The following is a 20,115-nucleotide window of genomic DNA, read 5'->3' as shown; positions in this document are numbered from 1 at the left end:
CGGTCGAGGCCGTCCCCTGCGCGGGGACGTGGTCGCGCGCCCCCTGTCGGGAACCGGCGACCTCTGGCATGCCCGTGCACGGAGGTCGCACATGCTTGCCGAGATCCAGGTCTCTCCCCGCCCCAGCGGCACGCCCGACGCGAGGTACGCGCACGTGGATGCCGCCATCGCCGTCATCCAGGCGTCCGGGCTCACTCATGAGGTGGGCGCCATGGGCACGTTCGTCCAGGGCAGCCCCGACGAGGTGTGGGCGCTGCTGCGCGCCGTCCACGAGGCGACGCTCGCCGCCGGCGCGGACGGCGTCCAGTCCAACATCAAGGTCAGCCAGGGCGCCGACGACGCCGGCCCCACCATCGCGGACCTCGTCACCAAGTTCCGGGCGTGAGCACGCGCGCCGTCGCGCGGCGGCGGGCGGCGGGGCAGGGCGAGGCTGCCGGGTGGCGGCAGTCCGGACGGCGTCCGGCCAGGCGCGAGCGAGGCCTCGCACATCGGGTCGGACGCCGGGCCGGGCGGGTCCTCGCCCCGCTCCTGACCGTCGCGGCGCTGCTCGCGGTGTGGGAGGCCTGGGTGCGCCTCGCGGGCGTGCCCGAGTTCGTGCTGCCCGCGCCGTCGCAGGTGGCCCGGACCGCCGTCGAGGTGGCGCCGCTGCTCGGACCGCACGTCGTGACCACTCTGACCGAGGCCGCCGCCGGGCTCGCGCTCGGCGCGGTCGCCGGCCTGCTGCTGAGCATCGTGGTCACGGCCTCCCGCGTGACCGGCGACGCGGTGTACCCGCTCGTCGTGCTCACGCAGACGGTGCCGGTGGTCGTGCTCGCGCCGCTGATGATCCTGTGGGCGGGTTTCGGCCTGCTGCCCAAGGTGATCCTGGTGTCGCTCACCGTCTTCTTCCCCGTCCTGGTCTCGGCGGTGGGCGCGATGCGCGCTGTCGACGCCGAGCACTCCGACATGGTCGCCGGCCTGGGCGGTACCCGCCTGGACCAGTTCCTGCTGGTCCGCCTGCCGGCGTCGGTCCCGGGCGCGCTCGCGGGCCTGCGGGTCGCCGCGACCTATGCCGTGGGCGCGGCGGTGGTCGCCGAGTACCTCGCCGGGCAGTCCGGCCTCGGCGTGTTCGTGCAGCGGTCCCGCAAGGCGTACGCCGTGGACCAGATCTTCGTGGGCGTCGTCCTGATCGCCCTCCTGTCCGGCCTGTTCTTCGCCCTCGTCGCCGCGCTCACCCGCGTCGCGACGCCGTGGCAGAGAGGAAAATCATGAACCTGTCCCGTACCCCCGCCCTGGTCCTCGCCGCGCTCGCGCCGCTGGCGCTCGCGGGCTGCGGCACCGCCGCGGGCACCGCCGACGCGGCGTCCGACGGCGGCCTGCGCGAGGTCACCGTCGTGCTCGACTGGACGCCCAACACCAACCACTCCGGCCTCTACCTGGCCCAGGCGGAGGGCTGGTTCGAGGAGGAGGGGCTCGACGTCGAGATCGTCGAGCCCGGCGAGACCTCCGGCCTGCAGCTCGTCGCGGCCGGCCAGGCCGACTTCGCCTACTCCGTGGCGGAGGGCCTGGTCCCGGCGCGCGCGGCGGGCGCCGACGTCGTCTCCGTCGCGACCGTGATCGAGCACAACACGTCGTCGCTGATCAGCCTCGCGGACGACGGGATCACCCGGCCCCGGGACCTGGAGGGCAAGCGGTACGGGTCCTACGAGTCCGACCTCGAGAAGGCTCTGATCAGCAAGCTCGTGGAGTGCGACGGCGGCGATCCCGCGCGGGTCGAGTTCGCGCCGCTCGTCAGCGACGACTTCCGCATCGGCCTGACCGAGGACCAGTTCGACACCGCCTGGGTGTTCGACGCCTGGGACACGATCCGGCTGGGCGAGGTGGACGGGCTCGACGTCGACACCATCGCGTTCCGCGACCATCTCGACTGCATCCCCGACTGGTACACGCCGCTCGTGGCGACGTCCCGGTCGCTGCTGGACGAGGAGCCGGACGTCGCCCGCGGGTTCCTGGCCGCGCTCTCGCGCGGGTACGAGGAAGCGGCGGCCGACCCCGACCGCGCGGCGCAGGTGCTGCTGGAGGCCGCGCCCGAGCTCGACCCGGAGCTGGTCGGGGCGAGCGCGCGGTGGCTCGGCCCGCAGTACGCGTCCGGCGACTGGGGCGCGCAGCGCGCGGAGGTGTGGGACGGGTTCGTCCGGTTCCTCGAGGAGGAAGGGCTGACCGAGCCGGGGTTCGACACGGACGCCGCGTGGACCGACGAGTACCTGCCGTGACGGTGCTCGCTGCGCACGGGCTGAGCGTCCGGTTCGGCGACGTCCTGGCCCTGGACGGCGTGGACCTCGCGGTGGCCGACGGCGAGTTCGTCGCCGTCGTCGGCCCCTCGGGGTGCGGCAAGTCGACGCTGCTGCGCGCGCTCGGCGGCATGCTGCCGCCGGGCGCGGCGGTGTCGGGGGAGCTCACGCTGCCCACGCTGCCGGACGGCGGTGCCGCCACCGCGTGGATGCCGCAGCGCGACGGGCTGCTGCCGTGGCGCCGAGCGTGGTCCAACGCCCTGCTCGGCGCCCGGATCGCGCGGGTGCCGCGGGCCGACGCCGAGGCGCGCGCCGCCGAGCTGTTCGAGACGTTCGGCCTGGCGGGCTTCGAGCGGGCCTGGCCCCACGAGCTGTCGGGCGGGATGCGGCAGCGGCTCGCGCTGCTCCGCACCTGCCTGGCCGGGCGGCCCGTGCTGCTGCTCGACGAGCCGTTCGGCGCGCTGGACCCGATCACGCGCAGGCGGATGAACGAGTGGCTGGCGGGGGTCGGGCTCGCCGAGGCCGGCCGTCCGGGCGGGGCGTCCGGGGGAGAGGCGACCGCGGGCGGGCCGGCCGCCGGCGTCGGGCAGCGGGCCGTGGTGCTCGTGACGCACGACGTGGACGAGGCCCTCGCCCTGGCCGACCGCGTGGTGGTGCTCGGCGCCCGGCCGGGCCGGGTGGTGCTGGACGCCGCCGCTCCGAGCAGGGAAGAGGTGCTGGCCGCGCTCGAACCGCTGCCGCGCCAGCCGCGACCGCGCTAGCGGCGACCGCGTCCGGGCGTGGCGGTCAGCGCTCGGCGAGCACGGCGGCGATCAGGCCCGGGAACTTGTCGTCGAGCTCGTCGCGGCGGAGCTGGATGGCATGCGTGCGGCCGTGCACGATCGTGCGCGTGAGGCCGGCCTCGCGCAGCGTCCGGAAGTGGTACGACATGGTCGACTTCGTGAGGTCCAGGCCCCAGGCGTCAAGGGTCTTGGGCTTGGGCTCGCCGTCGGCCAGGTGGTGCACGATCTGCAGGCGCACCGGATCGCCGAGGGCCTTGAGCACGTCGACGAGCTCGACCTCGGCCATGTCCGGGCTGGGGTAGTCACCCATGGCTCACCTCGACATCGGTCCGGCAAAATAGTTCGACAACCATCGAACTATCACGTACGCTCGATGGTATGACGTTCATCGAACAATCATACTCGCTGCGGGGCGCCTATCTCCGGATCTCGGCGATCGCGGCGGCGCTGTTCGTGGTCGGCACGAACGCCTTCGTCATCGCGGGCGTGCTCCCGCAGATCGCCGACGGGATCGGTGCGAGCACCAGCTCCGTCAGCTACTCCATCTCCTGGTACGCGATCATCGTCGCGGTCGTCGCGCCGGTGGTCTCCGTGCTGTTCGCCCGCGCGTCCCGCGCCGCCCTGATGGGCGCGGGCATGGGCCTCATCGCCGCGGGCATCGCCCTCTCGGCCATCGCCGGTGACCTCACCGTCTTCACCGCCGGTCGCGTCGTCGCCGCGTTCGGCGGGGCCGCGCTCATGCCCGCCGCGATGGCGGCCGCTCCCACGCTCGTGCCCCCGGAGCAGCGGGGGCGCGCGCTCGGCGTCGTCGGCCTCGGGTTCATGCTCGCGACCGCTGTAGGCTCCCCGCTGGGCACGGCGCTCGCGGCCCTCGGGAGCTGGCGGCTCGCCCTCGGCATCCTGGCTGCGCTCGCGGCGGTGCTCGCCGTCGTCGTCGCGCTGCTCACGCGCACCGTGCCGACCGGGTCGGTGCCCGGCCTCGCCGCCCGGTTCGCGGTGCTGCGCGACGTCCGGATCGGCCTGGCCCTGATGACGGCCCTGCTCTTCACCGCCGCGTTCAACATGGTCTACATCTTCAGCTCGGCCGTGACGCGCGGCGTCACCGGCGGCAGCGGGACGGCGCTCGCGACGCTCCTGCTGGTCTTCGGCGCCGCCGGGCTCGTCGGCAACTGGTTGGGCGGCTCCCTCACCGACCGGATCGGGGCGCGGCCCACCGCGGTCGGTGCCCTCGCCCTGGTGGTCGTCTCCCTCGGCGCGCTGTTCGCGGCGGAGGACTCGTACCTGGGTACCGCCGTGCTGTTCGGGGTCTGGGGCCTGGGCACCGCCACGGCACTCGTGCCCATCCAGCACCGCCTGGTCGACGTCGACCCAGCCGTCGCCGGGGTGTCCCTGTCCTGGTACTCGACGGCGATGTACATCGGGATCGCGGTCGCGCCCGTCGTCGGCGCGTCGGTGCTGCCGTTCGGCGCGGCGTGGCTGGACCTGCTCGGTGCCGGTGCGGCCGCGGCGGCGCTCGCCGTCTTCGCCCTGGGCTACGCGCTGCCTCGCCGGGTCGCCCTCGCCTAGAAGGCGCCCCTCTCATCCCCTTCGAGGCCCGGCTTTCTTCGCTTTGAGGCTGCTCAAAGCGAAGAAAGCCGGGCCTCGAAGGGGATAGCTGGGTCAGTCCAGGGGGTGCAGGACCCGGTTGAGGAACTGGCGGGTGCGCTCCTCGGCCGGGTTCGTGAAGATCTGCGCGGGCGCGCCGCGCTCGACCACCACACCGCCGTCGAGGAACAGCACCTGGGACGCGACCTGGCGCGCGAACTGCAGCTCGTGGGTGACCACCACCATGGTCCAGCCCTCCTCGGCGAGCTCCTTCATCACCGTCAGCACCTCGCCGACCAGCTCGGGGTCGAGGGCCGACGTCGGCTCGTCGAAGAGCAGCAGGTCCGGCTGGAGCGCGAGCGCGCGCACGATGCCGACCCGCTGCTGCTGGCCGCCGGACAGCTCGTGCGGGTACGCGTCGCGCTTCTCGGCCAGCCCGACGCGGGCCAGCAGCTCCTCGGCGCGGGCGACCGCCGTCTCCCGGGGGACCCGCTGCACCTGGGTGGGGCCCTCGATCACGTTCTCCAGCACCGTGCGGTGCGGGAACAGGTTGTGGTGCTGGAACACCATCGCGGACCGGTCCCGCAGGGCGGCGCGGTCGGCCTTGGCCCGACGCCGCGCGGCGCGGCGCCCCGACCACCCGGACCGGGCGGCGGCCGGCTCGGCCGGGACGTCGTCGGCCGACCCGTCGTCGGCCGGCGCGTCCTCGGCCGGCGCGTCCTCGGCCGGCGCGTCCTCGGTCCGGGCGTCGACGGCGCCCGTCCGGCGTCCGAGCGCCGCCGCCCGGGCGCCGAAGTCGACGGCGGGGCCGCCGTCGAACTCCAGCACCCCGGCGTCGGGGGTCTCCAGGCCGTTGAGCGAGCGGAGCACCGTCGTCTTGCCGCTGCCGGAGGCGCCGATCAGCGCGACCACCTCGCCGCGCCGCACGTCCAGGTCGACGCCGCGCAGCACGTGGTTGGTGCCGAACGACTTCTCGATGCCCCGGGCGGTCAGCAGGTTGCCGGCGGGGCGGTCCTCAGTGTGCGACATACCGGTCCAGCCTCTTCTCGAGCGCGTTCTGCCCCGCGGACAGCACCGTGCAGAACAACCAGTAGATGAAGGCCGCCTCGATGTAGATGGTCAGGAACTCGCTCGAGAACGCCGCGATCTCCTGCGCCTTGCGGAACATCTCGGTCACCAGGATGAGCGACGCGAGCGACGTGTCCTTGACCAGCGAGATGAAGGTGTTCGACAGCGGCGGCACCGACACCCGCGCGGCCTGCGGCAGGATGATCCGGCTCAGCGACCGGACCGGCGACATGCCCACGGTCCAGGCTGCCTCCCACTGGCCCTTGGGCACGGACAGGATCGCCGCACGCACCACCTCGGCCGCGTAGCCGCCCACGTTCAGGGAGAACGCGATGATGGCGCTCGGCCACGGGTCCAGGCGGATGCCGATCTCCGGCATGCCGTAGAAGATCACGAAGAGCTGCACCAGCAGCGGGGTGCCGCGGATCACCGAGACGTACGCCCGGCCGATCCAGGACAGCACCGGGTTCGGCGAGAGCCGCAGGAGCGCCACGACCAGGGCGAGCACCAGACCGATCGCGAACGACGCCAGGGCGAGCGGGATGGTGCCGGTGAGGCCGCCCTGCAGGAGCGGCCAGAACGAGTCGGCGACGAGCTGCCAGTCCATGTCTCCCTCTCGGCGCCGTCAGCGGTGCCCGGCGGGGAGCGTCGCGCGGTACGTCACTCCGAGACGTCCTCGCCGAAGTACTTCTTGCCGAGCTCCGCGAGCGTGCCGTCGGCCCGCAGGTCCTCCAGGGCACCGGTGATCGCCGTGGCCAGCGCCTCGTTCTCCGGCGTCACGACGAACGCGGACTGCGACTCCTCGTCCGTCTCCGCGGCGACCTTGATACCGGAGGCGTCCTCGGTGTTCGCGTAGTCGAGGTAGGTGAGGCTGTCGTTGATCGTGGCGTCCACGCGGCCCTGCTCCAGCAGCGCCACGGCCTGCGCCCAGCCCTCGACGGCCTCGACGGTGGCGCCGCTCTCCTTGGCGAGGTCGTTCCAGTTGCTCGTGAGCGACTGGGCGCTGGTCTTGCCGTCCAGGTCGGCGAAGCTGGTGATGTCGTTGTTGTCCGCGGCCACCACGAGCACACCGGTCGACACGGTGTACGGCGTCGAGAAGACGTAGTCGGCCTCGCGCTCCGGGGTGATGGTCACCTGGTTCGCGATGGTGTCGAAGCGACCCGCGTCCAGGCCCGCGAAGATCGCGTCCCACTGGGTCTCCTGGAACTCGATCTCCACGCCCAGGTTCTCGGCGACCGCCTCGGCGACCTCGACGTCGTACCCGACCAGCTCGTCCGTCTCGTCGTGGTAGCTGAACGGCCGGTACGTGCCCTCGGTCGCGACGACCAGCTTGCCCCCGGACAGGCCGAGCTCGTCGCCCGCGCCACCCGACTCGTCCGAGCTGCCGCAGGCGGTCAGGGCCAGCAGGGCAGCCGAGGCCGCGGTGACCGTGAGGAGGGCGCGGTTGCGAGACATGGTGAGGGCTCCGTTCGATGAGTGGCACACATCAGTCGTGCCGATGCGTGCCCCAAAACTAGCCGATGGCAGGACCGAACTCACGCACGAGTCCAGAGCCGGTTCGTTCTGCGACGGTCCGCTCTAGGACCGTTCGTTCCGCCGCCACCGGTCCGGTGTGATCCCGTACCGGTCCTTGAACCGGCGGACCAGGTACGTGGCGTCACGCAGGCCCGTGCGCGCGGCGACGACGGCGAGCGGCAGGTCGGTGTCCCGCAGCATCCGCCGCACCTCGGTCATGCGGCGCTCGGTGATCCACTCCAGCAGGGTGCGCCCCGTGCGCTCGCGGACCGCCGTGGTCAGGTAGCCGGGCGTGTAGCCCAGCGCGCGGGCGACGTCGGCCGCGGAGACCGGGTCGCGGAACGTCGCCTCGATCTCGTCGAAGACGCGCGTCACGAGCGGGTCGGGCGGCGCGGGGGCCGACGGCGCCAGGCGCGCCGTCGCGATCAGGATCCGCGTCAGCAGGGCCGACGCCGCGTCCCGCGCGCCGAGCCGGCCGGGTGCCGCCAGCTCCTCGGCCAGCTCCGTGAGCGACGCCGACCAGCGCGGGCGCTCGCCCGCCGGGACGTTCGTGGTCAGGGCCGGCGGGCGGTCGGCCGTCCCTGGCCCTGCGGGTTCGGCCTCGAACGGCGCCAGGAGCGGGTGGTGCGCCCAGGCCAGCGGCGAGACGGAGGCGAGCGAGGGGACGGCGTCGGGCGTGAAGGCCAGCGTCCAGGCCCGCGAGCCGGCGAAGCCCCGGACCGTGCCCGGGTCGATCGTCCGGCCGGGCGGGACGGCGTACAGGTCGCCGTCGTGCGGTACGCCGTCCTCCGGCCCGGAGCCGCGCTCGATGAGGACGAGCACGTAGAAGTCGTGGGCGTGCCGGTGCTCCGGCGGGAGGTGCGGGTGCTCGTCCGCGCCGTCGTGCAGGTTGACGTTCACCGGCGGCATGCCGAGGCGCGGCTGGTACCGGTACACCGGGGTGCCGTCCGGCCGTACGGTGCGGATGCTGGACGGGGTGCGCAGCGAGGGCGGGGCGTCGTCCGGGGGCCGGGGCACCATCACCGGTCGCCCGTCACTGGTCGCACCTCACCGGTCGCCCGGGACCGCGAGGGTGAGCACGGCGTCGACGATCTGCGGCGCGCGCTCGAGCTGCCGCCCCAGGGCGCGCAGGCGGACGGCGACGTGCGACTCGGACTCGTCGCCCGGCAGGTCGATGCTGGCGACCAGCATCGACCACACGTACGCCTCCCGGCCGTAGCCGAGCGGCCGGTCCTGGTCCGGCGGCCGCGCCGCCTTGCGCTCGGCGACCAGCAGGAACACCTCGTTGCCCGTGTCGGCCCAGGAGTGGGCGGCCTCGGCCACCATCGAGGGCCGACCCCGTCAGCGCTGAGCCGCTCCGCTCCCGTGCCATGCGTCCCCCTCCGTCGTGACGCCCCCGACGGTACCGACGTTCCGCCCGCCGCGCCGGACGCGCACCCGGCACGCTCCGCGCACCACCCGACCGAGGATCGTGCGATCGGCACCGACTTCCGTCCTGTCCGCGGCCCGCAGGATGTCCGATGCTAGACGAGCGGCCGGCGCGGCCGGCCCGGCGCCTCACCGGCGCGGGCACCACGACGGAAGGCACCCGGATGAACGACAGCACCGTGCGGATCCTCGACCACCGCACCCCGGAGGAGCGCGGGCGCGAGTTCCTGCCCGGCATGGGCAGGCCCTGGCTGCTCCCGCTCTACGACGCGTTCACCCGGTTCTCCCGCGTGCGGCCCCTGCACGACCGAGCGGCGGCGCTCGCGGACGTCGCCCCGGGAGAGTCCGTGCTCGACCTCGGCTGCGGCACCGCGAACCTGTCGCTCGCCGTGCTCCGTGCGCAGCCGGCCGCCCGGGTCACCGGCCTGGACCCGGACGCCGCCGCGCTGCGCATCGCGGCCCGCAAGGCGTCCCGCCGCCGCGTCCCGCTCACGCTCGTCCAGGGCTTCGCCGACCGGCTCCCCGTCGACGACGGCTCGCTCGACCACGTGGTCTCCGCCCTCGCCCTGCACCACGTGCCCGACGACGCGCGGGTGCGGTTCGCGCACGAGGCGTTCCGCGCGCTCCGGCCGGGCGGGCAGGTGACGATCGTCGACTTCGGCAGCGCGGACGGTTCGGGCGGCGAGCACGGACATGAGCACGGCCATGGCCACGGCCGCGGGTCCCGGCGCGGCCCCGGCAGCACGGGCGCGGACGGCCGGGTGCGGGGGCACGGCCGCGGGCACGCCGCCGTCGCCGGGAACCCGCACACCGCCCGGAACCTGGAGGGCGGCCTGCTGCGCCTCCTCGCGGACGGCGGGTTCGCCGACGCCCGCGAGGCGGCGCACGTGGAGCACCGCTACGGCCCGATCACGTTCGTGCAGGCGACGCGCCGCTGAGCGGCGCGCCCCCGCGACACGGCCGAGCGGCGCGCGTCACGAGCGGGGGCGCACCCGCGGCTCCGGCAGAGCCGGCGGCGCGGCCGCCGGGGTCTCCTCCAGCAGCCGGAACGCCTCGGCCATGCCCGCCTCGAGCTGCGGGTCGACGTCGGAGAAGTAGTCCGCCGGCGTGTGCCGCACCTCGATGTCGGGGTCCACGCCGTAGTTCTCGACGTCGAAGCCCTTGCCCTCGAGCCAGAGGCCGTACCGGGGCTGCGTGATCCCGGTGCCGTCCACGAGGTCGAAGCGGCCGTCGATCCCGATCACGCCGCCCCAGGTGCGCACACCGACGACCGGGCCGACGCCGAGCGCCTGCGCGGCCGCGTTCACGATGTCGCCGTCGGACCCCGCGTACTCGTTGGTGACGAGGACGACGGGGCCGCGCGGCGCGCGGTCCGGGTAGGAGTTGGGGCGGTCGTAGTGCCGGTTCAGCCCCCAGCCCGCGACGCGCGCCGCGAGACGGGCGATCACGAGCTGCGACGTGTGCCCGCCGCCGTTGAAGCGCACGTCCACGACGATGCCCTCGCGGTCCGCGGCGAGCCGCAGGTCACGGTGCAGCTGGGCCCACCCGGTGCTCACCATGTCGGGGACGTGCACGTAGCCGAGCCGGCCGCCCGACTTCTCGGCGACGTACTCGCGGCGCGACCGCACCCAGTCCTGGTAGCGCAGGTCGGACTCGTTGGCGAGCGGCACGACGACGACGCGCCGGTCCCTGCTCGCGGCCGGGCCGGTCTCCCCGTCCGCCGGGGCCGGCGTCCGCCGCAGGGTCAGCTCGACCGGGATCTCGGCCGCGCCGACCAGGTTCGCCGCCGGACCGGCCACCGGGTCCACCGGCCGGCCGTCCACCGCGACGATCAGGTCGCCCGGCCGCGCGTCGACGCCCGCGGCGCGCAGCGGGGACCGCGCTCCCGGGTCGGACGACTCGCTCGGCAGCACCCGGTCGATCCGCCAGCCCTCGGGGGTCCGCGTGAGGTCCGCGCCGAGCAGCCCGAGCTTGCGGGCCGAGTCGCCGCGGGCGTGGGGCGACCGCACGTAGGCGTGCGACGTGTTGAGCTCGGCGACGGTCTCCCAGAGCACGTCCTCCAGGTCGTCGTGCGTCGCGACCCGGTCGATCAAGGGACGCCAGCGCGCCACCGTTCCGGCCCAGTCGACGCCGTTCATGTCCGCACGCCAGTAGTGGTCGCGCATGATGCGGGCGTTCTCGTCGAACATCTGGTGCCACTGGGCGCGGGGGTCCACCTCGTGGCGGACGCGGGACAGGTCGATGTCGAAGGCGCTCGGGTCGTCGTCGCCGGGCTTGCTGGTGGCCGACTGCGCGCTGAGCCCCGACCCGGACCGGATCACCACCCGCTCGCCGTCACCCGACACCGCGTACGCGGTCACCTTCTCCGCGATGTCCGTGGCCTTGCGTGCCTCGAAGGACCAGAACTGGAGCACGTCGGGTGCCGGGTCGCCGTCGGTGCCGGCGTGCCGCGCGCCGAGCACGCCCGCGTCGTCGGTCTCGTGCACCCAGAGCACACCGCCCTTGGCCGCGAGCAGGTCACGGTAGCGACCCGACGTCACCGGGAACGGCACCACGCGCTCCTCGGCGCCGTCGAAGTCGATGTCGGGCGAGGCCGCGTGGGTGTCCTCGTCCTGCTTCTCGTCGCCCGCCGCGCCGTCGTCCGTGCCGCCCTTCTTGTCGTCCGGGGTGCTCAGGCGCCAGCCGTCGGCGCTCGGGCCGAACGGCGCCGGCTCGGTCGCGGCCAGCGGGATGAGCCACGGCCGGGTCGCCGCGCTGAACGACAGGGCGAACTCGTGGGAGTCGTAGGACGGGTCGAACGTGCGGTTCGACAGGAACACGACGTACTTGCCGTCGTCGCTGAACGCCGGCGAGAAGTCGTGGAACCGGCCCGACGTCAGCGCCGTCGCCGTCGGCGTCTTCGCGTGCAGGTCGGCGACGAGCACCTGGTGGTGGTCGCCCTCGGTGCCGGTCGGGCTGGACCAGGCGAGGTACCGCCCGTCCGGCGAGAACGTCGGGGACTCCGCCTCGCCGTTCGCCGACCGGCCGAGCGGGATCACGGTGCCCGGCTCCGCCGCGCCGTCGTCCGCGGCGGCGTCGCCGTCCGTCGCGGGGGCGGGCAGCGCGACCACGCTGACCCGGCCGTCGTGCGAGATCGCCGCCACCTTGTCGCCGGCAGGGCTCGCGGCCAGGTGCAGCACCCGGCCGAGCTCGCCGGACGCGAAGCGCTGGGGTGCGGCGTCCGGGTCCACCCCGTCGGTGCCGGGCAGCGTGTGCACCTCCAGTGCGTCCTCCCTGCTCTCACCGTCAGCGGTGGCGTGCGGCGCGTCCGTGACGACGACGGCGCGGCCGGTGTCGCCGAGCAGCACGGGTTCCCGAACGCGGACCGACGGGTCGGCCACGAGCGCCCGGGCCGGCCCCGCACGGTGGGTCACCCAGAACGCGGTTCCGAGCCAGCCCACGACGCTCGCGTCACCGCTCGTGTCGACGGCGAGCCCGTCGACCCCCCGCGCCGCCGAGTCCGGGTCGGTCGAGTACGGCTCCGGGAGCGCACCGGTGAGAGTGATGTCCAGGCGGCGCGGCGTACCGTCCAGCGCGTCGAGCAGCCAGAGGTCGCCGCGGCTGTGCCACACGATGCGCGCGCCGTCGGACGTCGCGTCGCGGACGTAGCCCTCGGCCTCGGTCTGGGTGGTGAGCAGCCGGGGTCCGGCCGCCGTGCCCGTCGCCAGGCCGTCCCAGACCCAGAGGTTCGCCTGCTCGTCGGCGTGGTCGGGGAACGTCGCCGCACGGTCCGACGTGAACACCAGCGCGTCCCCGACCCAGATCGGGTCGTAGACGCCGGCCTCGTCGTCGGGCAGCGGGCGCTCCCACTCGCCCGTGCCCCGGTCGAGCCAGAGCACGGAGGCCGTGCCGCCCCGGTACCGCTTCCAGTAGGCGGGCGTGCGGTAGCCCGCCGAGACGAGGGCGGTCGTGCGCCCGCCGTCCGGGCCCTGGTGCTCGGCGACACCCCACGCGGCCCCGTAGCGCGGGGTCTCGACGGACCCGTCGAGGCCGACCGCACGCACCACGGTCAGGGAGCGCTCGTACGAGCCGGCGTTGGACGAGACGAGCACCCGGCCGGCGTCGTCCCAGCCGAGGACCGTCGTGGCCGTGCCGCCGAACCAGGTGAGGCGTCGCGTGGCGCCGTCGGCCAGCTCGACCACGTAGGCCTCGGGGTGGCCGTCCTTGTGGGACACGTAGGCGAGGCGCGCGCCGTCGGGGGAGAAGCGGGGAGTCGTCGCGGGCACGTGGTCGCTGGTCAGGCGCCAGGCGCGGCCGCCGGAGACGGGGGCGAGCCAGACGTCGTCGTCGGCCACGAACGCGACCTGGTCACCATGGATGTGGGGGTACCGAAGATAGGGCTGGGTCACCGGCTCAACGTACTCGCGGCACCTGGCGCCGTCACCGGAAATCGCTGACAGCGAGGAGCATGCGAACGCATCGGTGCCCGCGCGGTCCACATCGTGGTCTCACATCATGAAACGGCCTGGTGTGCGCGTTGCATCATCCGGTTCTATGGGGTTCATCGACATTGCCTGACAAAAGATGACTGAACGCCCCATGGGAGAGGAAAGCCGGATGACGTCACGACGCGCCGGCACGTGACGCTCCCGTCGAGCCTGCCGCCCGGACCGGTCCGGGCCAGGTCGGTGCACAGCGACTGCCCTACCGCACGGACCGATCGCAAGGGATGACACCCATGGTTCCCACAGCACCGTCCACAGCCCTGTCCACAGCCTCGCCCGCCGGCGCGGTGGGCGCCGCCGCGTCCCCCGCACTGCCCGTCCTCCTCGACGGCGTCTCGCGCACGTTCGCGGTGCCCGGGCGTGCCGACCGCACCGGCCGCACCGTGCTGAGCGACGTCGACCTCCAGGTCGCGCCGGGCGAGATCGTCGCCGTGCTCGGCCCGTCCGGCTGCGGCAAGTCGACCCTGCTGCGCCAGGTCAGCGGCCTGGACGCGCCGACGTCGGGCAGCGTCACGATCGACGGGGCGCCCGTGGTCGGGGCGGACCCGCGCACCGCCGTCGCCTTCCAGGAGCCCCGCCTGCTGCCCTGGCGCACGCTCACGCAGAACGTCGCGCTGGGCCTCCCGCCGGGCACCGCGAAGGACGCCGGACGGGCGCGCGTGGCGCGGCTGCTCGACCTGGTCGGGCTGGCCGCGTCAGCCGGGCTGCGGCCGCGCCAGGTGTCGGGCGGCATGGCGCAGCGCGCCTCGCTCGCCCGGGCGCTGGCCCGCAACCCCGGTGTGCTGCTGCTCGACGAGCCCTTCGGCGCGCTCGACGCCCTGACCCGGCTGCGCATGCAGGACCTGCTGCTCGACGTCCACGCGGCGCAGCCCGCGACGATCCTGCTGGTCACGCACGACGTCGAGGAGGCTCTCTACCTCGCCGACCGCGTGGTCCTGCTGCGCACGGTGGCGGACGGCGGGGCGCCGAGCGTCGCGCGGATCGTCGACGTGCCGGGCGACCGGCCCCGGGACCGCGCCGCGCGCGACCTGGCCGAGCTCCGCGCGGAGCTGCTCGACGGGCTCGGCGTGCCGACCCATCACGATCGCTGAACCACCACCGCTGGACCCGAGACCCACCGCACCGAACCACCCAGCCCGCCGACCGCCGTCGGGCAGCGAGAGGAAGAACCCATGCGTAACCGTAGGCACACCGTTCTGGCGTCCGGCCTGGCCCTCGTCTCGGCGATGGCGATGAGCGGCTGCGTGGCCGGTGAGGGGTCGGCCGCCGCCGGCGGCGGCGAGGGCGCGGGCGAGTGGAGCACCGACACCCTGAACATCGACTTCGCGACGTACAACCCGCTCAGCCTCGTGGTCCGCGAGCAGGGCTGGCTGGAGGAGGAGCTCGACGGCGTCGAGGTCACCTGGGTCCAGTCGGACGGCTCGAACACGGCGAACGAGAACCTCCGCGCCGAGGCGATCGACTTCGGCTCGACGGCCGGGTCCGCCGCGCTCCTGGCGCGCGCGAACGGGTCCCCGATCCGCACGGTCGACATCTACAGCCAGCCGGAGTGGGCCGCGATCGTGGTCCCGGGCGACTCGAAGATCAAGGACGTGGCGGATCTGAAGGGGGCGTCCATCGCTGCCACCAAGGGCACCGACCCCTACTTCTTCCTGCTCCAGACCCTGGACGAGGCGGGCATCCCGCTCGACGAGGTCGAGGTGCAGAACCTGCAGCACGCCGACGGCCGGGCCGCGCTCGACAACGGCTCCGTCGACGCGTGGTCGGGCCTGGACCCGATCATGGCGGCGGCCGAGGCGGAGGCCGGCGACAAGCTGATCTACCGCAACATCGACTTCAACACGTACGGGTTCCTCAACGCGCGCGAGGAGTTCGTGGACGAGCACCCGGACGTCACGCAGGCCGTCGTCGACGCCTACGAGCAGGCCCGTGCCTGGGCGCTGGAGAACCCGGAGGAGCTGTCCGCGCTGCTGGCGGAGGTCGCCTCGATCGACCCCGAGGTCGCGTCCACGGTGATCGAGGAGCGCACGGTGCTCGACCTCGACCCGGTCCCGGGCGACAAGCAGCGCGACGTGCTGGCGGTCGTCGGGCCGATCTTCGTCGAGTCGGGCGACGTGGCCGCGCAGAAGAACGTCGACACCGCGCTGGACGAGCTATTCGCCCCCGAGTTCGCGCAGGAGGCGGTGGCCTCGGATGGCTGACCAACGAGCGGTCGGTGCCGGCCGGGCGGCCGGTGCCGGCGATGCCGCCCCGGCGTCCGGCCGCCCGGGGCGTGCCGCCGGCCGGGCCGGGCGGATCGCGCTGGGGCTGCTCGTACCCGTGGTGCTTCTCGCGGTCTGGTGGGGCGCCACGGCCGCCGGCCTCGTCCCGCCGTACCAGCTCCCGGGCCCGGTGGCCGTGTGGGACGCCGCCGTCGACCTGGTCCAGCGCGGCCAGCTCTGGCGCCACGTGGCGATCTCCACGCAGCGCGTGCTCATCGGGTTCGCGCTGGGCGCGGCGGCGGGCCTCGCCGTCGGCTCCCTCGTGGGGCTGTCGAAGCTCGGCGACCTGCTGCTCGCGCCGACGCTCGGCGCGATCCGCGCCGTGCCGTCGCTCGCCTGGGTGCCGCTGCTGATCCTGTGGCTCAAGATCGGCGAGGAGTCCAAGATCACGCTCATCGCGATCGGCGCGTTCTTCCCCGTCTACACGACCATCGCGGCGGCCCTGCGGCACGTCGACCCGCACCTGGTCGAGGCCGGCCGGGCGTTCGGCCTGCGCGGGCTGCGGCTCCTGTCGGTGGTGCAGCTCCCCGCGGTGCTGCCCTCGCTGGTGGCCGGGCTCCGGCTCGCGCTCGCGCAGTCGTGGTTGTTCCTCGTGGCCGCCGAGCTCATCGCGTCGTCGATGGGCCTCGGGTTCCTGCTCAACGACTCCCAGCAGAACGGCCGGGTGGACCGCATCCTGCTCGCGATCGTGCTGCTCGCGGTGCTGGGCAAGCTGACCGACGCGCTGATCGGGCTGGGCGAGCGGCGTCTGCTGCGGAGGTGGACGTGACGGCGGCGCCGCGCACGGCCGTGCCGGACGTCACCGCGCCGAACGTCACCGCCGAGGCCTACGACCGGGCCGCCGCGGACCCGGTCGCGTTCTGGGAGGAGGCGGCCCGCCGCCTCGACTGGACGACGCTGTGGCACACCGCGCACACGTGGTCGCCGCCGGAGCGCCGCGGTGACGGCGGCGCAGGCGCGCCGGACCCGGGCGACCCCGACGACCTGAGCGTCCCCGAGGCCGCCTGGTTCGTCGGCGGCCGGCTGAACGTCGCGGTGAACTGCGCGGACCGGCACGTCGCCGCGGGCCGGGGCGCCCAGGTCGCGCTGCACTGGGAGAGCGAGAACGGCGACCGCACCACGGTCACCTACGCCGACCTGCAGCGGCGCGTCGCACAGGCGGCGCACGCGCTGACCGCCCTCGGCGTCGGCCCCGGCGACCGCGTGGTCGTCTACCTGCCGGTGCTGGTCGAGACCGTGGTCGTGGCCCTCGCCTGCGCGCGGATCGGCGCGGTGCACAGCCTGGTGTTCGGCGGGTTCAGCGCGGAGGCGCTGCGCTTCCGCCTCGCGGACACGTCCGCCAAGCTCCTGGTCACCACCGACGGGCAGTTCCGCCGCGGCGTCGCGACGCCGGTCAAGGCGACCGCCGACGAGGCCGTGGCCGGGCTCGACCACGTGGAGCACGTGCTGGTCATCCGCCGCACGGGCTCCGACGTCGCCTGGACGGACCGCGACGTCTGGTGGCACGAGGCCGTCGACACGGCGCCGGAGGTGCACGAGGCGCAGGCGTTCGACGCCGAGCACCCGCTCTTCATCATCTACACCAGCGGCACCACCGGGAAGCCGAAGGGCCTGGTCCACACGTCGGGCGGGTACCTCACGCACGCGAGCTGGGCCCACTGGGCGCACTTCGACGCGAAGCCCGACGACGTGCACTGGTGCACGGCCGACCTGGCCTGGGTCACGGCGCACACCTACGAGATCTACGGCCCGCTCTCCAACGGGCTCACGCAGGTCATCTACGAGGGCACGCCGGACACGCCGTCCCGCGAGCGGCACCTGGAGATCATCGAGCGGTACGGCGTCACCGTGTACTACACGGCGCCCACGCTGATCCGGACCTTCATGACGTGGTTCGGCGAGACGCTGCCGGCGCACGACCTGTCGTCGCTGCGCATCCTCGGCACGGTCGGCGAGGCGATCAACCCCGCCGCGTGGGAGTGGTTCCGGGCGACGTTCGGCCGCGGCGAGCTGCCCGTCGTCGACACCTGGTGGCAGTCCGAGACGGGCGCCGCCATGGTGGCGCCGCTCCCGGGCGTGACGAGGCTCGTCCCCGGCTCGGCGACACGCGCGCTCCCGGGCATCGAGGTCGCCGTGGTGGACGACGACGGCCGCCGCCTCGGGCCCGGCGAGCCCGGCATCCTGGTGGTGACCCGGCCCTGGCCGGGCATGGCACGCACCGTCTGGCGCGACCCGGGGCGGCTCCTCGACTCGTACTGGCGCCGGTTCGCGGGCCACGGCCCGGCAGGTGCGTACTACGTGGCGGGCGACGGCGCGGTGCTGGACGAGCACGGCAACGTGCATCTGCTGGGCCGCCTGGACGACGTCGTGAACGTGTCCGGGCACCGGTTGTCCACCATCGAGATCGAGTCCGCGCTGGTGGCGCACCCGGCGGTCGGCGAGGCGGGCGTCGCGGGCGTGCCGGACCCGGTGACCGGTCAGGCGGTGGCCGCGTTCGTGGTGCCGTCCGGCGTGGGCGTAGGTTGGGCGGGCACGACGTCGCCGGAGGTGGCGGACGCCGCGGCCGCCGAGCTGAGGTCGCAGGTCGCGCGCGAGATCGGCCCGGTGGCGAAGCCGCGGCACGTGATCGCGGTGCCCGAGCTGCCGAAGACGCGGTCGGGCAAGATCATGCGGCGCCTCCTGGCGCAGCTGTGGCAGGGCGAGGAGCTGGGCGACGTCACGTCGCTGCAGAACCCGTGGGCCGTCGAGGACATCCGCGCCGTCCTGGCAGCAGGAGTCGCGGAGAGGAAGGCAGGACGATGACCGAGCACACCTTCGGGTTCCGCACGCGGGCCCTTCACGCCGGGGGCATCCCCGACGCGGCCACCGGGGCGCGGGCGGTGCCGATCTACCAGACCACGTCGTTCGTGTTCCAGGACACGGACGACGCCGCGAACCTCTTCGCGCTGCAGAAGTACGGCAACATCTACTCGCGCATCGGCAACCCGACGGTGGCGGCGCTCGAGGAGCGCATCGCCTCGCTGGAGGGCGGCATCGGCGCGGTGGCGACGGCGTCCGGCATGTCGGCCGAGTTCATCACCTTCGCCGCGCTCGTCGGGGCGGGGGACCACGTGGTCGCCTCGGCCCAGCTCTACGGCGGCACGGTGACGCAGCTCGACGTGACGCTGCGCCGGTTCGGCGTCGAGACCACGTTCGTGCCCGGGACCGACCCCGCGGACTACGCCGCGGCGATCACCCCCGAGACCAAGGTGCTCTACACCGAGGTCGTGGCCAACCCGTCGGGCGAGATCGCCGACCTGGAGGGGCTCGCCGAGGTGGCGCACGCCGCGGGCATCCCGCTCGTCGTCGACGCGACCCTCGCCACGCCGTACCTGGTGCGGCCGATCGAGCACGGCGCGGACATCGTGATCCACTCCGTGACCAAGTTCCTCGGCGGGCACGGTACGACGCTCGGCGGCGTCGTCGTGGAGTCCGGGCGGTTCGACTGGGGCAACGGCAAGTTCCCGCAGATGACCGAGCCCGTGCCGTCCTACGGGGACGTGCGCTGGTGGGGCAACTTCGGCGAGTACGGCTTCCTCACCAAGCTGCGCTCCGAGCAGCTCCGCGACATCGGCCCGGCGCTGTCCGCGCAGTCGGCCTTCCAGCTCCTGCAGGGCGTCGAGACGCTCCCGCACCGCCTGGACGCGCACCTGGCGAACGCTCGCGCCGTGGCCGAGTGGCTGGACACCGACCCCCGCGTCTCCTACGTGCTCTGGGCCGGGCTGCCGACGCACCCGCACCACGAGCGGGCGCAGAAGTACCTGCCGCTCGGGCCGGGCTCGGTCTTCGCGTTCGGCCTGCAGGTCCCCTCGCCGGGCGCCGGGCCCGACGCCGAGAGCCTGGCCCTCGCCACGGACGCCCCGGTCGGCGCCGTGGTGCCCGTCGAGGAGCACCTGCCGCTCCCGGACGGCCGCGAGGCGGGCCGGCTGTTCATCGAGTCGCTGCAGCTCGCGTCGCACCTGGCGAACGTCGGCGACGCGCGCACCCTGGTGATCCACCCGGCGTCGACCACGCACCAGCAGCTGAGCGCCGAGCAGCTCGAGGCGGCGGGCGTGCCCGAGGACCTCATCCGCATCTCGGTGGGCCTGGAGGACGTCGAGGACATCCTCTGGGACCTCGACCAGGCACTGACCAAGGCGACCGGAGTGAACCGATGAGCGAGACCACGCGGACCTGGCAGGGCCCGAGCGCCCCGGAACGCCTGCGGATCCTGCGCTCGACACAGTCGATCGCGATCGTCGGGGCGTCCGCCAACCCGGCGCGCGCGAGCTACTTCGTGGCCACCTACCTGCTCTCCTCGTCGCCGTACGACGTGTACTTCGTGAACCCGCGGGCCACGGAGATCCTGGGGCACCCCGTGTACCCGAGCCTCGCCGACCTGCCCGTCGTGCCCGACCTCGTCGACGCCTTCCGGCGGCACGAGGACCTGCCGACCGTGCTGGACGAGACGCTGGCCGTCGGGGCGAAGACCCTGTGGCTGCAGCTCGGGTCGTGGCACGAGGACGTGGCGCGCAAGGCCGAGGCCGGCGGGCTGAACGTCGTGATGGACCGGTGCGTCAAGATCGAGCACGCGCGGTTCCACGGCGGGCTGCACCTGGCTGGCTTCGACACGGGCGTGATCAGCTCCCGCCGGGCGGAGCGCTAGGGCTCCGCCCGCCGGACGATGAGCGCACGCGTCGAACCC

18 protein-coding genes and 1 pseudogene are annotated in these 20,115 nt (G+C 74.1%); 12 read left to right on the top strand and 7 right to left on the bottom strand.

Going from position 1 to position 20,115, the window contains the following annotated elements; genetic code table 11:
- Window positions 1-91 precede the first annotated feature (91 nt).
- From ACIPN7_RS00590 to ACIPN7_RS00575, 4 genes are read left to right on the top strand one after another with little or no spacing between them, the layout of a single operon-like run.
- Window positions 92-385, top strand: a complete 294-nt coding sequence (locus ACIPN7_RS00590) for an MTH1187 family thiamine-binding protein (protein ID WP_400536926.1) — start codon at window positions 92-94, stop codon at window positions 383-385.
- On the top strand, window positions 382-1,251 hold the full coding sequence (locus tag ACIPN7_RS00585; protein WP_400536924.1) for an ABC transporter permease: 870 nt from the start codon (window positions 382-384) through the stop codon (window positions 1,249-1,251). Before ACIPN7_RS00590 ends, ACIPN7_RS00585 begins: the two co-directional genes overlap by 4 nt.
- Window positions 1,248-2,252 (top strand): ABC transporter substrate-binding protein, encoded by a 1,005-nt coding sequence (locus ACIPN7_RS00580; protein ID WP_400536922.1) that lies wholly within the window; start codon window positions 1,248-1,250, stop codon window positions 2,250-2,252. Before ACIPN7_RS00585 ends, ACIPN7_RS00580 begins: the two co-directional genes overlap by 4 nt.
- Window positions 2,249-3,031: an ABC transporter ATP-binding protein gene (locus ACIPN7_RS00575; RefSeq protein WP_400536920.1), complete on the top strand. Its 783-nt coding sequence runs from the start codon at window positions 2,249-2,251 to the stop codon at window positions 3,029-3,031. The genes ACIPN7_RS00580 and ACIPN7_RS00575 overlap by 4 nt, the downstream gene beginning before the upstream one ends.
- Window positions 3,032-3,056: 25 nt before the next feature.
- Here the strand turns inward: ACIPN7_RS00575 and ACIPN7_RS00570 are convergent, their stop codons facing one another.
- Window positions 3,057-3,362 carry an ArsR/SmtB family transcription factor gene (locus tag ACIPN7_RS00570; protein WP_400536918.1) on the bottom strand — a complete coding sequence of 102 codons (306 nt, stop codon included), beginning with the start codon at window positions 3,360-3,362 and terminating at the stop codon, window positions 3,057-3,059.
- A gap of 68 nt (window positions 3,363-3,430) precedes the next feature.
- Here ACIPN7_RS00570 and ACIPN7_RS00565 point away from each other — a divergent pair, with 68 nt between their 5' ends.
- Window positions 3,431-4,618 carry an MFS transporter gene (locus tag ACIPN7_RS00565; RefSeq protein WP_400536916.1) on the top strand — a complete coding sequence of 396 codons (1,188 nt, stop codon included), beginning with the start codon at window positions 3,431-3,433 and terminating at the stop codon, window positions 4,616-4,618.
- Between the two features lie 93 nt (window positions 4,619-4,711).
- Here ACIPN7_RS00565 and ACIPN7_RS00560 read toward each other — a convergent pair whose 3' ends face one another.
- The 5 genes and pseudogenes from ACIPN7_RS00560 to ACIPN7_RS00540 form a co-directional block, all read right to left on the bottom strand.
- On the bottom strand, window positions 4,712-5,665 hold the full coding sequence (locus ACIPN7_RS00560; RefSeq protein WP_400536913.1) for an amino acid ABC transporter ATP-binding protein: 954 nt from the start codon (window positions 5,663-5,665) through the stop codon (window positions 4,712-4,714).
- A complete protein-coding gene (locus ACIPN7_RS00555) occupies window positions 5,652-6,311 on the bottom strand; it encodes an amino acid ABC transporter permease (protein ID WP_400536911.1) in 660 nt (219 codons plus the stop codon). Before ACIPN7_RS00555 ends, ACIPN7_RS00560 begins: the two co-directional genes overlap by 14 nt.
- 53 nt (window positions 6,312-6,364) lie before the next feature.
- On the bottom strand, window positions 6,365-7,159 hold the full coding sequence (locus ACIPN7_RS00550) for an amino acid ABC transporter substrate-binding protein (RefSeq protein WP_400536909.1): 795 nt from the start codon (window positions 7,157-7,159) through the stop codon (window positions 6,365-6,367).
- A 123-nt stretch (window positions 7,160-7,282) separates the two neighbouring features.
- Window positions 7,283-8,239 carry an AraC family transcriptional regulator gene (locus ACIPN7_RS00545; protein WP_400536907.1) on the bottom strand — a complete coding sequence of 319 codons (957 nt, stop codon included), beginning with the start codon at window positions 8,237-8,239 and terminating at the stop codon, window positions 7,283-7,285.
- 159 nt (window positions 8,240-8,398) lie between these two features.
- A pseudogene (locus ACIPN7_RS00540) lies at window positions 8,399-8,557 on the bottom strand (cation transporter); the annotation flags it as partial.
- 182 nt (window positions 8,558-8,739) lie between these two features.
- Between ACIPN7_RS00540 and ACIPN7_RS00535 the strand changes: the two are divergent.
- Window positions 8,740-9,585, top strand: a complete 846-nt coding sequence (locus ACIPN7_RS00535) for a class I SAM-dependent methyltransferase (RefSeq protein WP_400536904.1) — start codon at window positions 8,740-8,742, stop codon at window positions 9,583-9,585.
- 36 nt (window positions 9,586-9,621) lie between these two features.
- Here ACIPN7_RS00535 and ACIPN7_RS00530 read toward each other — a convergent pair whose 3' ends face one another.
- Window positions 9,622-13,035, bottom strand: coding sequence for a S41 family peptidase (locus tag ACIPN7_RS00530; protein WP_400536902.1), 3,414 nt, complete (start codon window positions 13,033-13,035; stop codon window positions 9,622-9,624).
- Between the two features lie 329 nt (window positions 13,036-13,364).
- Between ACIPN7_RS00530 and ACIPN7_RS00525 the strand changes: the two genes are divergently transcribed.
- The 6 genes from ACIPN7_RS00525 to ACIPN7_RS00500 all read left to right on the top strand — a co-directional run bounded on the left by ACIPN7_RS00525 (window position 13,365) and on the right by ACIPN7_RS00500 (window position 20,076).
- A complete protein-coding gene (locus ACIPN7_RS00525; protein ID WP_400536900.1) occupies window positions 13,365-14,222 on the top strand; it encodes an ABC transporter ATP-binding protein in 858 nt (285 codons plus the stop codon).
- Between the two features lie 81 nt (window positions 14,223-14,303).
- The gene (locus ACIPN7_RS00520) at window positions 14,304-15,332 is read left to right on the top strand and encodes an aliphatic sulfonate ABC transporter substrate-binding protein (protein WP_400536898.1); all 1,029 of its coding nucleotides are present in this window, start codon (window positions 14,304-14,306) and stop codon (window positions 15,330-15,332) included.
- On the top strand, window positions 15,325-16,161 hold the full coding sequence (locus tag ACIPN7_RS00515; protein ID WP_400536896.1) for an ABC transporter permease: 837 nt from the start codon (window positions 15,325-15,327) through the stop codon (window positions 16,159-16,161). The genes ACIPN7_RS00520 and ACIPN7_RS00515 overlap by 8 nt, the downstream gene beginning before the upstream one ends.
- Window positions 16,158-18,194 carry an acetate--CoA ligase gene (acs, locus tag ACIPN7_RS00510; protein WP_400536894.1) on the top strand — a complete coding sequence of 679 codons (2,037 nt, stop codon included), beginning with the start codon at window positions 16,158-16,160 and terminating at the stop codon, window positions 18,192-18,194. The genes ACIPN7_RS00515 and acs overlap by 4 nt, the downstream gene beginning before the upstream one ends.
- Window positions 18,191-19,588 (top strand): O-acetylhomoserine aminocarboxypropyltransferase/cysteine synthase family protein, encoded by a 1,398-nt coding sequence (locus tag ACIPN7_RS00505; protein ID WP_400536891.1) that lies wholly within the window; start codon window positions 18,191-18,193, stop codon window positions 19,586-19,588. Before acs ends, ACIPN7_RS00505 begins: the two co-directional genes overlap by 4 nt.
- A complete protein-coding gene (locus ACIPN7_RS00500) occupies window positions 19,585-20,076 on the top strand; it encodes a CoA-binding protein (RefSeq protein WP_400536889.1) in 492 nt (163 codons plus the stop codon). Before ACIPN7_RS00505 ends, ACIPN7_RS00500 begins: the two co-directional genes overlap by 4 nt.
- The last annotated feature ends 39 nt before the right edge of the window (window positions 20,077-20,115 follow it).

The organism is Promicromonospora sp. NPDC090134 (assembly GCF_044746965.1).
Lineage (GTDB): Bacteria > Actinomycetota > Actinomycetes > Actinomycetales > Cellulomonadaceae > Promicromonospora.
This window is presented reverse-complemented; position numbering and strand designations above follow the sequence as displayed.